Origin of the sequence: Bradyrhizobium erythrophlei (assembly GCF_042430365.1) — a bacterium.
Classification (GTDB): domain Bacteria; phylum Pseudomonadota; class Alphaproteobacteria; order Rhizobiales; family Xanthobacteraceae; genus Bradyrhizobium; species Bradyrhizobium erythrophlei.
The window spans coordinates 245,281-258,733 of sequence record NZ_JBHMET010000229.1 but is presented as its reverse complement, the minus strand read 5'-3'; the positions used below and the strand labels follow the sequence as shown (position 1 = coordinate 258,733).

Genomic DNA, 13,453 nt, shown 5'->3' with positions numbered 1-13,453 from the left:
CCTGCCATCGCGGCGTGACGGCCATGCTGCGGGAGCGTCGGTATGCGTCGCACATTCCCAAACGGGCTGACGTCATACGTCCGCTCGTCCTCGCCACCCAAATCCTTGATCCGGTCCATGGAGAAGCCGATGGCCAGCGAATTCATTTCCTTGCGCTTGATCGGCGTGCGGCCCTTGCTGATGCATTCCGGCCGGCTTTGCGATCCGCTGGATCCGATCTCGCGCGATCTCGCCCGGATCACCGGAAAACGCCTGAAGACCGCCTCTGACTATCGGGAAATTGCCCGCATCGAGTGGTTCGGCGGCCTCTGGTTGGATCAAGGAGTGCCCTGTATTCCGGCCGAAGCGATCGAGGCTGCATTCCTGGCCGGCGCCAGAATGCAGCGTCGAGGAAAGCAGGCGGCGGCCGGGATCGAGGTAGATGGCCCGGCTCGGCTCTTTTATGACGGTCCACAGGACGTCGACGAGTTGTGGAAGCACGAGCGTTTTCGCCTGCGCGTGCCGGTCCGGGTGGGCAGCGCCCGAACCATGAGAACGAGGCCGCGGTTCGACACGTGGAACGTCGAGTTTACGGCATCCTATCTGCCTGGACTGCTGAGCCGGCCGCTCATTGCCGACATCTTCGTAGCAAGCGGGGTCGCGCGTGGACTGGGAGATTGGCGTCCGAAATTCGGTCGTTTCCGGGTGGAGTGTTTGGACTAGCTCCGTGGCGGGGCGTGGCCCGGCGAGGCATGGCGTGGCCCGGCGTGGCAGGGGGAGAGCCGGCGACAGCCGGCTGCTCCGGCTTCCTGGCGGTGGTGTCTCGCCAACCGTCAGAGCTCTTCCGGTCGAAACAGAAGATGGACGGATGTCTCGACGATCGATCGGCTCGGGAAGAACGTTGAGCTCGCTGCCACGGGTGACGGCGACATGCACGCAATTGAGAGGGGATGTGCAGGCTGCGGCCAATGATTGGGCACCGAGCGGCCGATGAGGTCCTGCAGGCATCGCTGCTTGCTCGCGCGCAGCCCTGGGGTGCGGTCGCGGCCTCATCGCGACATTCGCGATCACAATACTCTGGATCGTTCGTTTTCACCGACGCAGCGATGTACCTCGGCTCAAGCCGCGACGTGGGTATCACCGTCCCGAGCGGCCTCCTCGTTGAGGAGGTCGGCGCGCAATAGGACGGCACGTCTTGGCGGAGCCCTGGACTGTGACCTATCGAAGAGAAAGGACGCCACATGAAGAGTCCGGCGCTTACGGGTCGGCACGATGATCCGGGTTCGCCGCGAGGTCATTTGCGCGTGCCGGGCAAGTGGCTCGACGTCGCGGTGAGCGACTTGCAGGGCAACGAAGAGATGACGCCGAGCGCGCTCGCCGCGGGCGTTGCGATGAATGCCAGAATCCACCAGATCGTCGTCGCGCCTCCGTCAGTGGATACGGTTCCGGCAACGAGGCGAAGGGTCCGCATCGACGCGAGGGCCGCTCGCCGAAACGACCTGCTACGCGCGCAGCTGGCTCAAGCGTTGCGCGGATCGGGCCGATACGCCGTCCGTCAGAACGTCCGGGTCCCGTTGACCGCGGAGAGCCGACGACGGGTGCACCGGGCGAAGGGGGCCTACATCGGAGGCTCGCTCCCGTGCGGAGACGACGCGGGCGAGAGCGCCCTCGTCGACATGGTCGTGATCGACGCGTGCAACGGCTGGGTGGGCGGATACGCCTTCTGTTGGGGAGGCTCGCACTCCGCGCGGGCGCGACGGCGCATTGCGGGAGAGTTGCGTGCCGTCGAACTGGTGCTGCGCGCGCATGTGGCGCGGTCGTCGGCGTCGAAAGACATCGCCACGGCTACGGTCGGAATCATTGATGGTGCAGCGGACAATTCCGAGTCGGATGATCTCACCATCTCGCTCGACGAGATCGCCGATCACTTCGACATCCGCTTTCTCTCGCCGGCGGACTCGGCTTCATCCCGCCGTGCCGGAGCGAAGCGATGACGAATGCTCGACCGATCGACGGTCGCCCATGTTTTCAGCGCCAGGCGCGGATCGGGCGGCAAGCAAGCGGTCCTGCATTCTCGGTGTGCGCCGCCGCTTCGGGCTCGGCGAAAGGCGTGCAGGACGTCCACGCCGGTCTGCGCAAACAGACCGTCAGGGTGACGAATCGGCCCGCCAGATTCCCGCCCAGCGGAGCATGGCCGTTCGAGCTGCGCGCGGACATGGTGGCAGCGCTGCTGGATTTCGACACGACGAGGCAGCTCTGCAAGGCGATCGCCGACGGCACAGCCCCGCGCCCCGGGGCCGTGCGCGGGCGGGGCGCTAGGCTGGAGGTGGTGTGGTCGCGGGAAGCCGTCAGAGCCTTCGTTGTTGCCCGGCATCGCGGGATGCAAGCGGACTTGAATGAGGATGGTTTGGAGACAGCATAGCCGCCGCTCCCGCAAGTTGCGGAAGGTCGAGCTTGAATGCAGGCTACCACCGATGATCCGGGAGAGATCCGCATTGGTTCTCCCGCTAGGGTCCTCCCAGATCCGCGCCCTTTCTATTAACGCTTAACGTAGAAGAACCCGTCGCGGTCGCGGCTGAAGCGAGGACGCTTGGCACGCAAATGGTTGCGCAGCATCAGCACGAATCCGTCGCGGTCTTGGGCGGGAATGCCCAAGGCTTTGATAATTTCCGGCCGGCTCACCCGACGCCCCGCGGTGATCATGAACGCCACCGCTTCTTCCATAATGGGACGATTGCCCATCCGGGTCTGCGAAAGCTCGGTCCCACGTGGGACGTAACGTCTTTTCGCTTTTCCGGACCCGTACCCCGGCGGAACATCGCGGTCGCTCCGCCACCATTTGCCCTTGCCGCCGTTCAGCCGGTACAGAACGGTCGACAATGCGGCGGCTTTGCTCAGGTCGCGGTTGATGTGGGGTTTGTCTGAGAGCCCGGCGACTTCGCTGGGCAGGCGGCGGAGGATTTCCCTGCCGCTTAGCGGGGTGGCTACCAGTCTGCTGCCCTTCCGGTGTCGGGCGAGGATCGCCTCGACGGCGTTTTTCAGGACGACAAATTTCTGCTTGCGCCCCGGCTCCGGCCTTTCCGGGAGCTTGCGTGATTGTCGCCGGGCGGCGTCGCGTGGCAGCTCCGCCTTGAGGAGGATGCTAGTTGCAATAAGCCGCTTGAGCTCCGTGGCGGACTTCTCGAGCCATTCTCGGATGACCGACCCCAGCTCCGTCACCTCCTCCAGCTCCTCCAGCTCTTTCTTGAAGGCTTTGATCGCGTCCGCGAACGCTTTGGTTCTGCCCGGTTTCTGGCCCCGAGCTCGCATGTAATCGCGAACTTTCCGGTCGCTGACTGTTCCGAACTGCATCAGGACGTAAACACAAGCGATCCGGACCTGAGCAAGATCCGTCATGCCATCGCTCCATGGCTCGCACCCAGTCGCGTAGTTCGTGTTCGATACGCAACCAGAGCGCGCGCATGCAATGGTAACACGGCGTTACCCGAGTTCTTTGCGATCCTAGTGATTTGGTGCCAGAAGTTCAATTGAACGCGGTGATTCCGGCGGTTCAATTCGGTCGGGTTCGAATCGATCTGCAATAAGGATTCACGCCGAGTTTATCCCGACTCTTGTCTCGCGAGTCCTTGGTATTGGGGCAAGTTTCGTAGATTTCGAGTCGGGACGGGAGTCTGCGACGCCAGTATTTGCAAGTACTTACCGAGTTCGGCCCAAGGCGTTATGCAGGTTCAACTACTTCCTTTTCCACCTCGATCGACGCAAGTTATGCCTATTTTAATAGGCTCTCTCAACTTATCCCGACTCGGCTCGCTGAGAGCCATCCCGACTCTAGAGCGGGAATTGGTAACGGTGTTTCACCTTGCGACCTGTTCGTCCACAACCGTGCAGCGGAGCTAACCTTAGCGTTTCTTAGCGTTACCATTCTGCGCTACCCGACGTTAGTTTCGTTCTTCCAAAAAATCTGGTGGCATTCAGGCCAATCTGCCGCGCTGCGTATGCAACGTTGAGGCGTCAAACCCAGCCAGAGGAGCCGCAGATGTTCCAAGTTGCTCAGTTCGTCCGTCTACCGCCTTACGTGCGCCACCACTGGTCCGAGTCCAAGCAGAGAGTTTTTTTCCGATTTGAAGCGTCGACGCGAATGCGGCAGGAAGACTTCCCTATGCCGTATCTCACGCTTGGCACCGACCTCATGGCAGCTCTCTCCAAGTACGACAGAGAGGTGCTACCGCTGCTCGAGGCCAGAAGCCAGAACTCGGTAGGGATCCCGATCGAGACCGGGCCCCTTTACGGGACACTTGCATGGGCGTCCAGAATCTACCAGGGCACCGTTCGTTTCAAGAATCTCGCTCAGTCCACCCAGAGAGTCTATCACGATAGCATCCGGCGCTGCTGCACGCACGTGATGCAGTCGGGTCCGTTTGCGGGGCGGTCCTTTGGGGACATCCCGATGACCCTGATAACCCCTGCATTGGTGGACGACTTCTACCAAGAATACCTCTTCGTCACCGATATCGACCAGGACGGCAACACTGTACAGCGCAAGCGCAGCCGCTTGGCGCGGGGTGACATACACACTCTTCGGGCAATGGTGAACGCTATTAAACGAAAGCACGCGCACCTGCTCCCAAAGGGCGTCAATCCGTTCGCGGGTGCTTATATGCCGCACCGTTCCAAAGGCGCGCCGGCCGTGACACTTCGTCAGCTCGCGACGTTCGTCCGCGCCGCCGATTGCAAGGGCCTCTTCTCTCTGTCGGCCATCGTACTGTTCGCATGGGAAATGGAAGCGCGCGTCAGCCACTTTCCCTATAAAATGACCGTGAGCGACTACCGCGGTCCCCACCACGAGGAGGAGGTGCTCGTGCGCGCAGAAAAGGTGTATCAGGAGCGGTATTTCCTGTTGCGCGATGACGACGGTAAGGCGCTGTATCCTGCCCTGATAGAACGCCTGGACAAGCTCAAAGGCAATCGCACTTCCGGGCCGCTCTTCGTCTGCGAGGAATCGGCGGCCGACGAGCCGAGGCCTTGGACGAACTGGAGGCTGAACAAGGCCGTGGCGAATATCTGTAAGGAGTCTGGATTGCCTCACCTGACACCGACCCAGTTCCGGACGGGCGGTCTGACGGAATCGGGCACTGCCGGCCTGACGACCACGCAGATCATGAGCCAAAGTATCCATCTCACCGAAGACTCGGTTCAGATCTACATCGAGAAGAATCAGGAGACCGCGATGGAGGGACAGAAGCAGCGCCTCCGCTTTCGCAAAAGGAAGGCCAAGCGCGGCATCGAGATCGTTACCTAACCGCAAGGAATTCGCTTCCGCCTCGCCGCCTGTTTGCGGCGGGAGGAGCTTTGCGTCTAGACCTTCAGGCAAATGGGCTTGCTTAGTAGTCGAAAGGAATGAGAACGTGAGCTCGATGCGGCTCTTGCTCGGCGTCTTGGCTTGCTTTCCGAGTCCCAACTTGCCTTCTTGAGCGGTTATTCGCGGTCAACAGAACGCTGGCTTGTACCGGGCCAGGAAGCCAAGTAATTCTTGGCCAATAATAATGCGCGTCAGCTCGATAGCTTCCCGGATCACAGCCACTTCGGCGTCGCTCATCGGCCGCTTCATTCCTCACACCACAGTGGCAGAAGCGTCTTGTTTGAAGATGTCAGGGTGCTACCACAGCAACGCTATCCGGCTGAGCCCCAATTCGAACTACGAGTCTGCGTGGTAGGAAACATCAAATATCAAACAGGTATAAGACTCGACCAAGATCCGAGTCCCCTCGCAGGAGCGAGAGCACGGCGCGGCCGATCAGTTCGCCCCTGAGGACCTGGATACTTTTCTGGCCAGGTTGCTTGATGGCGCCACGCCGGTCAAAGCCGCGGCCGACGGCCAAGTTACAATCCCGCAGGCCGCCCACCGGGCCTTCTGCATGAGCGAGCACATCGTTCGGCTGGTTCTCGACGGCATGACCCCGATCACGACGATCGGGTCGTCGATGTAGGTCCGGTCTCCGACCGGGCCGCGGCGGACCAGGATGTCGGGGCGAAGTTCGCACGCCGGGATGTCATCGCGACGATCCACAGGCCTGGCTCACGGATACGGATTGAAGCACGAAGCGGAAAGGTTGGCCGGCGACTATGTCGCGAACGGCGATGCTGATCGCGGCCGCACTAGCGCTGGGGTTCTCGGCCCGACCTACCCATCCGAATTCGCCAAACGCCTTCTTCAAACATCAGTTCCAAAGTCGCGGCAGGCGTTGGTCTGCCTGCCGAAGCGGCCTATCGGCAAAGCATCAGCCGTCCAGAAGTAAAAACCCGCCGTTTCGGCGGGGTTTTTGTGATCGATGGCAGCGCCGAGTAGGGGACCTACTTTGCCCCCATAGGGACAAACTTGTAGGGGACGAACTATGCCTATGGCTGCATCCGCTGCGGCACTGGGCAAAGTAGGTCCCCTAGATACTCGCCAAGCTATTGGAAGCGCGTACCTTAGCTCGTCCCCAGCGACCCGCAACCGGGTGCCGCCATTCAAAGGATGTCCGCTATAGCCTTCCGTGCGCTCCGCGTGCCCGGTGTCAGGGCGCGCGCACCTTGATGCTGCCGAGGGTGTTGGCGGCTTTGGCGAAATCCTGGTCAAAGCTGATAAAGGCCTCACAGCCTTCCGCCTTGGCTAGATGCAGGCCATCCGCAAAGTCCACACCCCGCCGCATCCAGGCCAACGCCTTGGCCGCGGCGGTTACATCTTCCAGACTCGCGCGCGGCAGCCCGGCGAAATCGGAGAGGGCCTTGGCGCACTGGGCCGCGGAAAACCCATATACACTCCGCAGCACCCACTCGGTCTCTAGCAGGACTGTGGTGCAGACGAAGACGTCGTTGTTGTCGATCAGCCTTCGTGCCCGGGCCGCCTGTCCGGGATCGTCGCCCACCAGATACCGCACGATGAGATTAGTATCGATTGCGAGCATGCCGCCGTTTCGCCTCGGCGGCGATCCCTGCCTCCATATCCGCGATCGACTTTGCCGGCCCCTTATACGGTAGGGAGCCGAATACGTCTTTCGGCCGGGTGGGCGCAAAGGCGGGCTTCGCCTTCAGCAATACGCCCTCGGGGGTATTCTCCACCATCAGTTCCGTTCCGGCAGGCCAGTGCCGCTGTTCCCGGATCGCCTTGGGCAATATCACCTGGCCCTTGGTCGAGACGGTGGTCGTCAGTTTCTGTTTGGCGGACATGGCGGCTTCATTTGGTAAGACGAAAGTAAGATAGGAGGGCTTCGGCGGAATGGCAAGAGCGGCCGTCCAGCCGCTGGTTCAACGTAAGAAACAGTTAAGCGGGTCATCGATCGTCTGGCCGAGGACCTTCAAAAGGAGTTTCCCGGTGCGAAAGGCTTCTCGGCGCGCAATCTCCGATATGTGCGTGATTTTGCAGCGGCTTATGGGAGTGCAGCCGTGGGCAAAGTTGGTCCTCTAATGGGGGCAAAGTAGGCCGCCTAGTCCTGAAACACAGTGCCGCGACGGGCATCCGCGCTGCCATAGGAGTTCAACTGGCAGGGGCGCCGGTGAGTCACTGGTCACCGCCTGAGTCATGCTCAGTTCCTCACCGTGCGAGGTCGTGCTCGCATAAGATTGCGTCGGCGCGGACGGCGCAGGGAGCCGCCGGAGGACAGCATCACAACGTGCTCAGATCATCTGGGACGTCGCCGAACTTGAGGATGATCTTGGCGTCCCGGAAATCCCCCGTGGTCGGATCACCCGTTCGGCTAAACGCGAGCGCGCCGACGTACCCGGGCTTGCGGGAGAACGCCTCGGCGCGCATTACTGCCCAGTCTGGATTGAAGCACTCGACAGCCTCGCCAGGTGCAATGCCGTCGCCGGTCGCGACGAAAGACAGAGCGACGTAGTAGGTGACCTCGGACATTCCAAGACCTCGCAACAACTAAAGCCGTTCAAGGATTTCGCAGATGGCGTCCTGCTCGTCGTCTTCGAGAAGGCTGAATGGGTTGCCTTCGCGTGCTGCAAACGATTTGTAGTCGCCGGTCCGCCCGTCCGGCGCGCGAGCCTCCTGCACGTACTTCATCCCGAAATTGCGCTTGAACGCCTCGATCGACCAGTCGTCCACGGTGAACTCGCCGACACCATGATAAAGATGCCTCCAGCCATTCAATGGAAAGACGACTTGAGGGCGAGCGGACCCGTTCGCGATGCGCCGTAAGACGTCCATCACCTCTGCAACATCGATTCCACTTGGCGGCAAGGGCGGAAACTGTCTTACCGCTGGCGGATGTCGGCGTGCCTCGGTCAGGATCTCGCCAATCTTCGGCAGGAGCGGGCCGTGATCTTCCGCTTCGTCCCAAACCCGGTGATGAAGCACGGATAGCGCCTCTCGAGCGTTCTCAAACGCGTCATTCGAGACGCGTCGGCGGCGCCACTCGCGCCAGAGTTTGTCGATCGCATCGAGCCAAGCCGCCGCCCATTCTTCGGCCACCGGCCGGCGCCACACGATGACAAGGTCAGGCCCGTTCCATTCTGGCGGCGCGGCCGCGCGAAGCTTTGCTTCCAGCTCGATCCGCTCGGATTCGTTCATCGCCCAGGTGCGGGCATCCCGTATGTCGATCTCGACGTGAGGGCCCATAAAATACCGGACCGCCTCCCGATCCCACCTGTGTTCCTGCTGGATCGTCGCCGCGGATGCGGGAAGTCCCTCGGACTCCAATGCGGCGACAACCGGCTTCCACTCCGCGTGGTCGGTCACAAGTCCCATCGACTGGCGATCGTTGCCCTCTAACGCACCTGCACTCATGTCGAACTCCTGGAACCGACAGCGGCAGCGTGGACACGCCAGATCTGCTGCGGCCGAAAGCCGGTTGGTCGGATCAATCCTTCTGATCACGCGGCACACCGAGCCCGCCGCGGGCAAATCTGGAGGAGCATTAGCCGACGTCGCTCGAACTCGACGGGGGAGTCTTCACGACCTCCTCAGAGGCCTTCGCCAGTAGAGCCCATACGATTGTGCGCGAGCGTGCCCGCGGACGAGGCATCGAATGGTGCGCGGCGGAGTGCCGGCAAGCGGATTGCTGGTTTCGCTCGCCTCGATCCGATAGTCCGAGACCTCCGCCAGATCCGAAATGTTCGCGATGCTCATTGCAGCGATCGTGCGCCGCATGGGCTCGTACCCGCCCGGCATGAGGTCGACCGTGATCACCAGCATCCCTATCTCCTTCCGAACAAGCGAAACACTTTCCCGCGCAACGGTGCGAGATCGGGCGCCGCACAATTGAAGTGTTTACGCCAACTCGTCCGCTACAAATGGCCGGCGGTCGGCAAATGCTTCGACGATCGTGGATGGGCGCGCAGACCAAACCACGGTAGGGCACCTTGCGTCGGTGGGTTTCGAGTGGTCGTCGATGTCTGTCATGGCCAACCTCTCTCTAAATTTCGATAACGAAGTTTGGGTCGAAGTTCGGATTGTCCCAGACGCGCTGCTGAGGCAGCCAGGGTCCGTAGCCCTTGGCGTTCGACACCACGCGCGTGGAGCCGATCACGGTGTCTTCGGACTCGTGCGTGTGCCCGAAGATCCACACGTCGGCGGGCCGCAGGGCGGGCTTGCCGTCCGCAATGGATGCTGGCCACATCAGCGAGGTCAGATCGCTGCGGTATGCTGCGGTCAGGACTTCGTCATCGGACAGACGCGCGGTGGGAGAGTGGTGGCCCAGCCGGTAGACGCGACTCGGCATCGGCGCATGGTGGGTGACAACCACGAGAGGCCCGCTGCGCGGCTTGCGCATCTCGCCTTCTAGAAACGCACGGGATTGTCGATGCCGGGCATAGGCGTGGTGTGGCAGGAAGCGCAGCTCGTAGCGCGCCGTCCTGATCTTGCCGAAGTCGTTCATCCGTTCGCCGGCCACCGCGATTGCGCGGCGCTGGTCGCCGAACAGGTCGAAGTCCGTCCAGGTCGTCGAGCCAGCGAAGGTGACGTCGCCAAGCCTGACCGAACGATCCTGCAGCACGAACACCTTGGTCCCCTCAGCGGCTTCCATTGCCTTCTCAACAGTCCGATCAATATCTGTTCCGTAGGCTTCATGATTCCCAGGGACATAGACGACAGACTTGTCGGGTATCCGCTCGAGCAACCAGCGGACACCTCGCTCCATGCGCGGAATGAGGTCGCCGGCGACGACCAGGACGTCGAATTGCGGACGCGCGTCGCCGGGCGGCAGGTCCCAGCCGCGGGTCAGTTCGACGTGCAGATCTGACAGAATCCACAATCGCATGTTAGTCCTCGTTGTCGCCTTCCTCGGCGAGGCGCCGCATCGTCTCGATCAAGGGGTCATCGTCCGGCAACTCCTCGATGCCGACCGCAAACTGCACGTCCACCGAACCGCAGTTCGGACACTCGCGGCGACCTTCGTAGACAAAGGTGCCTTCCTTCCCGCACGAACGGCAGCGAAATCTGGCCATCGCTATTCCTCCGCGGGCGTCCACCAGAAGCCGTCCCCGCAGACTGCCCACTCGCGTGCGGCGTCGATCCAGAGGATCTCTCCGGTGACGCAGGCCGTTCCATCCGCCTTCCCGACCAGGCTCGTCGATGGTCCCGTGCCCATTTCGATGCCCATCAAAATCGTCGCCGGGCTGTAGAACTCGTCGTGCTCGGGGTAGCGGATCAGGTCGATACCGAACCGCGCGCGCCGCAGCGTCCGTTGGGGGACCTCGGGATCGATCTCGTCCGGATATCCCGGGCGCCAGCCGGTGCGGCACCGATCGGCGAGGGCCTCGATGTTGAGCCGGACGGCCTCAGCATGAGCGATGGCAGGCACCACGCGCTCGAGGAGCTGCCATGTGGTCTCGGCACCGGAAATGTCGGTCCGGAAGCGAAATTTGCGGTCGCGGTCGAACACCGTCACGTCGCCGTCGGCCCTTACGTAGACCAACCGCGCTCGCTCGCCGTCCTCAATGATCGTGATGACCTTCACGTGCGCGACCTCTTCGTCTTGGCTTCCTCTGGCGCGTCGGGTCGTAGGCCTATGTGCCTTCTCGGCCGCACGCGCGGCAACGAAATCTTGCCATGCTACGCCTCCGGGCCTGGCGTTGGCGGCGATGCGCCAGTTCTGCATGGTGGCCATCGCTATTCCTCCGAGCCAGGTGACGGCGGCGGCACTTCCGTGAACGAGTCGCTCTCGCGGTCGTACCGCGCGTAGTAGACGTCCGAGGTGCCCAAGCTACGGCGTACCAGATGCACGTTTTCGCGACCACGCTCCGGCGGCACCTCGACGCCGTTCGCGTGCGTCGTGCAGCGTGTCATGTAGATTCCGCCGTGACGATAGAGATGGCCCGGCTCGCCGCACTGCTCGCAGGTGCAGGCCGAGCGCGCCTGCGCGAGCGCAACAGCCTCGATGATTTTGGCGGCGGTGTCGCGCGAAACGTCGCCGCACCAATAGCAGCGCAAGGACGCGAACTTTTCCTTGATCTCCACGACGAGGATCGTCTCTCCCGCGTACAGCGCAGCCTCGATACGTACGCACAGGCGCTCGAGCAGATCGCGCCAGCCCTCGTGGCACCACGGATAGCCGGATGCCTTCTGTGGATACCCCGCCGGAGGATGGAAGAGGCCGGGATGCGCTTCGATCAGCGCGATCCGCCAGTCGCGAACGTTCGCCATATCACTCCTCCTCGATTCCAAGGGAGCCAGGATCGACCTCGACGAAGGAGTCGGTCTCCCGGACGTAGCGGCGGCATCGGACCACGCGCTTCTCGCCGACGATCCGCTCCTTGACGTGGACGTTCTCGAAGGACGGCTCGATCACCACCGCGTGCCCCTCGGCGTGCAGCGCACAGCGCGTCATCATCCAGTAGCCCGATTGATGCAGCCTTCCTTCCTCGCCGCAGACCTCGCAGGTGCAGGCGGAGCGCGCCTCCGCCAGATCGATAATTTCATCCACCTGAGCATCCGCCTCGGGTGAGAGGGCGCCCTCCCGGTAAAAACGCAAGGTCGCGTACTTTTCCTTGATCTGCGTCGCTTTGAATGAACCGCCGTCGGCCTGGACCGCCGCCCGGATGCGGGCGCAGGCACGCTCTAACAGGTCGCGCCAGCCGTCGCCGACGTCGGGCCAGCCCTGGGCCACGGGCGGATCGCCGACCGGGCGGAAGAGATCCGGATAGGCTTCGACCAGCTCGATCCGCCAGTCACGCGAGGGGGAGGCCATGCCGACACTCCTGGGTTTCGATAGAATCGGGCGGCCTTGCGTGAAAATTCTCGCCCGCGTCCAATGCCGATCAATTTGTTGCGTGCAATCGTACTGCCATCGCCCACGGCTCTCCGTGGCGCGTTTGCCGTATTCAACCAGGACCTGCGGGATCTATGTCCGGAGCCGGCGACATACGGGATGCCGGGCGTCAACGAGCATGACACGTTATAGCGTATGACAGCATTGCGCCAAAGATGTGGCAGGTGCGAGCGATATGAAAGAATATTTTCGGACGCTCCGCGGATCAGACGCGAGCGCCGACGAGCAAGGAGCTAATTCCAGGCCTGTGTCACCCGAAATGATCCGTAAGGCGCACGTCCAACGCAACCGCAATCTTTGCGATCGAGTCAAGAGTCGGGTTCGCTTCGCCTCGCTCGATCCGGCTGATCAAGGCCTGACGCATGTCGGCGTCCTCGGCCAGCTCTCGCTGGCTCATTTTCGCATGAAGCCTCAGCTCCCTGACCCGGCGGGCGAGAGTGTCCCTGAGCTCCGTTTTGAGTTTTATGAAGGGCTCAGAGTCCGTCACGGGCTTCTCCGCGAATCCTTGGCTTCGTCGGGTACGATCGCGAGGGCAATTCAAGCCAATCTTGCCACGTCCCGAAGGCTCCTGCCACGACGACCGTACGCGAAGGTTGTTTGTTTGACCGCTACCTTCGCCGACGCGTCCGACCACGCGCGCCCGTCGCGCATCGGGTTCGAATTGCCGCATTGTAGGCGGGGCGCGGTGAAGCCGGTGACCGTAGGCAGTCCTTCGTCCGCCAGAAAAAATGTAAGGATTCGAATCGCGGACGGCAAGCACAAGGGCGATCGGTACACATTCATAGGAATGGCCTCATCTAAATGTCCTAACTGGGACAGCACCGACTACGGGGATGCAGGCGCGGCTCCGGCGCGAACGCTGCCTAGCCCCGCGCGCTGCGGCCGATTTCGTCACTGCGGTGCCGGTTCTGAAAATGCACAACGCCGCCCGCTTGAAATACATACGGACGGCGCTGGTTCTAGCCCCAGAAAGGTTCCCGCAAAATCCTGGCCCATATGGGTCTGCACGAAGCGGGCCAAAGGTTCATGACATTGGACCCGTGTGATTACGGGGCATACCGGTCTAGGTGGGTGCTTTAGCCGCAGTTGTCGAAGCTACCAGGCCGATTCGGCTCCAGCGGCAACACGGCGTCAAGCAAATCACCAATGGTCCATACCCGCTCGGCGACGCCAAGTGCGACCGCTGGCGTGGTCCGCAACGCCCATTTCTTTGGAGA

General features: G+C 62.1%; 18 protein-coding genes. 6 read left to right on the top strand and 12 right to left on the bottom strand.

The window, feature by feature from the left end; genetic code table 11:
• Nucleotides 1–129: 129 nt before the first annotated feature.
• The 3 genes from ACFFWD_RS33690 (at nt 130) to ACFFWD_RS33680 (ending at nt 2,401) form a co-directional block, all read left to right on the top strand.
• Nucleotides 130–702 carry a hypothetical protein gene (locus ACFFWD_RS33690; protein ID WP_376972860.1) on the top strand — a complete coding sequence of 191 codons (573 nt, stop codon included), beginning with the start codon at nt 130–132 and terminating at the stop codon, nt 700–702.
• Nucleotides 703–1,220: 518 nt separating this feature from the next.
• Nucleotides 1,221–1,973: a hypothetical protein gene (locus ACFFWD_RS33685; RefSeq protein WP_376972858.1), complete on the top strand. Its 753-nt coding sequence runs from the start codon at nt 1,221–1,223 to the stop codon at nt 1,971–1,973.
• On the top strand, nt 1,970–2,401 hold the full coding sequence (locus tag ACFFWD_RS33680; RefSeq protein WP_376972856.1) for a hypothetical protein: 432 nt from the start codon (nt 1,970–1,972) through the stop codon (nt 2,399–2,401). Before ACFFWD_RS33685 ends, ACFFWD_RS33680 begins: the two co-directional genes overlap by 4 nt.
• A gap of 116 nt (nt 2,402–2,517) precedes the next feature.
• Here ACFFWD_RS33680 and ACFFWD_RS33675 read toward each other — a convergent pair whose 3' ends face one another.
• On the bottom strand, nt 2,518–3,375 hold the full coding sequence (locus ACFFWD_RS33675; protein WP_376972854.1) for a hypothetical protein: 858 nt from the start codon (nt 3,373–3,375) through the stop codon (nt 2,518–2,520).
• Between the two features lie 640 nt (nt 3,376–4,015).
• Between ACFFWD_RS33675 and ACFFWD_RS33670 the strand changes: the two genes are divergently transcribed.
• Nucleotides 4,016–5,278 (top strand): site-specific integrase, encoded by a 1,263-nt coding sequence (locus ACFFWD_RS33670; protein ID WP_376972852.1) that lies wholly within the window; start codon nt 4,016–4,018, stop codon nt 5,276–5,278.
• Between the two features lie 535 nt (nt 5,279–5,813).
• Nucleotides 5,814–5,966, top strand: a complete 153-nt coding sequence (locus ACFFWD_RS33665) for a hypothetical protein (protein ID WP_376972850.1) — start codon at nt 5,814–5,816, stop codon at nt 5,964–5,966.
• A 570-nt stretch (nt 5,967–6,536) separates the two neighbouring features.
• On the opposite strand, the gene ACFFWD_RS33660 is transcribed toward ACFFWD_RS33665, so the two are convergent.
• Both ACFFWD_RS33660 and ACFFWD_RS33655 read right to left on the bottom strand, forming a co-directional pair.
• Nucleotides 6,537–6,926 (bottom strand): type II toxin-antitoxin system VapC family toxin, encoded by a 390-nt coding sequence (locus ACFFWD_RS33660; RefSeq protein WP_376972848.1) that lies wholly within the window; start codon nt 6,924–6,926, stop codon nt 6,537–6,539.
• Nucleotides 6,907–7,188, bottom strand: coding sequence for an AbrB/MazE/SpoVT family DNA-binding domain-containing protein (locus ACFFWD_RS33655; protein ID WP_376972846.1), 282 nt, complete (start codon nt 7,186–7,188; stop codon nt 6,907–6,909). Before ACFFWD_RS33655 ends, ACFFWD_RS33660 begins: the two co-directional genes overlap by 20 nt.
• Nucleotides 7,189–7,293: 105 nt before the next feature.
• Between ACFFWD_RS33655 and ACFFWD_RS33650 the strand changes: the two genes are divergently transcribed.
• Nucleotides 7,294–7,440, top strand: a complete 147-nt coding sequence (locus ACFFWD_RS33650) for a DUF1016 N-terminal domain-containing protein (protein WP_376973076.1) — start codon at nt 7,294–7,296, stop codon at nt 7,438–7,440.
• 184 nt (nt 7,441–7,624) lie between these two features.
• On the opposite strand, the gene ACFFWD_RS33645 is transcribed toward ACFFWD_RS33650, so the two are convergent.
• The 9 genes from ACFFWD_RS33645 to ACFFWD_RS33605 all read right to left on the bottom strand — a co-directional run bounded on the left by ACFFWD_RS33645 (nt 7,625) and on the right by ACFFWD_RS33605 (nt 12,723).
• A complete protein-coding gene (locus ACFFWD_RS33645) occupies nt 7,625–7,873 on the bottom strand; it encodes a hypothetical protein (protein WP_376972844.1) in 249 nt (82 codons plus the stop codon).
• 18 nt (nt 7,874–7,891) lie between these two features.
• Nucleotides 7,892–8,755: a DUF7693 family protein gene (locus tag ACFFWD_RS33640; RefSeq protein ID WP_376972842.1), complete on the bottom strand. Its 864-nt coding sequence runs from the start codon at nt 8,753–8,755 to the stop codon at nt 7,892–7,894.
• Nucleotides 8,756–8,920: 165 nt separating this feature from the next.
• Complete coding sequence (locus ACFFWD_RS33635) at nt 8,921–9,163, bottom strand: hypothetical protein (RefSeq protein WP_376972840.1); 243 nt, start codon at nt 9,161–9,163, stop codon at nt 8,921–8,923.
• A gap of 220 nt (nt 9,164–9,383) precedes the next feature.
• The gene (locus ACFFWD_RS33630; RefSeq protein ID WP_376972838.1) at nt 9,384–10,226 is read right to left on the bottom strand and encodes a metallophosphoesterase; all 843 of its coding nucleotides are present in this window, start codon (nt 10,224–10,226) and stop codon (nt 9,384–9,386) included.
• A 1-nt stretch (nt 10,227) separates the two neighbouring features.
• Nucleotides 10,228–10,413, bottom strand: coding sequence for a toprim domain-containing protein (locus ACFFWD_RS33625; protein ID WP_376972836.1), 186 nt, complete (start codon nt 10,411–10,413; stop codon nt 10,228–10,230).
• 2 nt (nt 10,414–10,415) lie between these two features.
• Nucleotides 10,416–11,075, bottom strand: coding sequence for a hypothetical protein (locus ACFFWD_RS33620; RefSeq protein ID WP_376972834.1), 660 nt, complete (start codon nt 11,073–11,075; stop codon nt 10,416–10,418).
• A gap of 2 nt (nt 11,076–11,077) precedes the next feature.
• The gene (locus ACFFWD_RS33615) at nt 11,078–11,611 is read right to left on the bottom strand and encodes a hypothetical protein (protein ID WP_376972832.1); all 534 of its coding nucleotides are present in this window, start codon (nt 11,609–11,611) and stop codon (nt 11,078–11,080) included.
• 1 nt (nt 11,612) lies between these two features.
• Nucleotides 11,613–12,155, bottom strand: a complete 543-nt coding sequence (locus ACFFWD_RS33610; protein ID WP_376972830.1) for a hypothetical protein — start codon at nt 12,153–12,155, stop codon at nt 11,613–11,615.
• A gap of 331 nt (nt 12,156–12,486) precedes the next feature.
• Nucleotides 12,487–12,723 (bottom strand): helix-turn-helix domain-containing protein, encoded by a 237-nt coding sequence (locus ACFFWD_RS33605; RefSeq protein WP_376972828.1) that lies wholly within the window; start codon nt 12,721–12,723, stop codon nt 12,487–12,489.
• Nucleotides 12,724–13,453 lie beyond the last annotated feature (730 nt).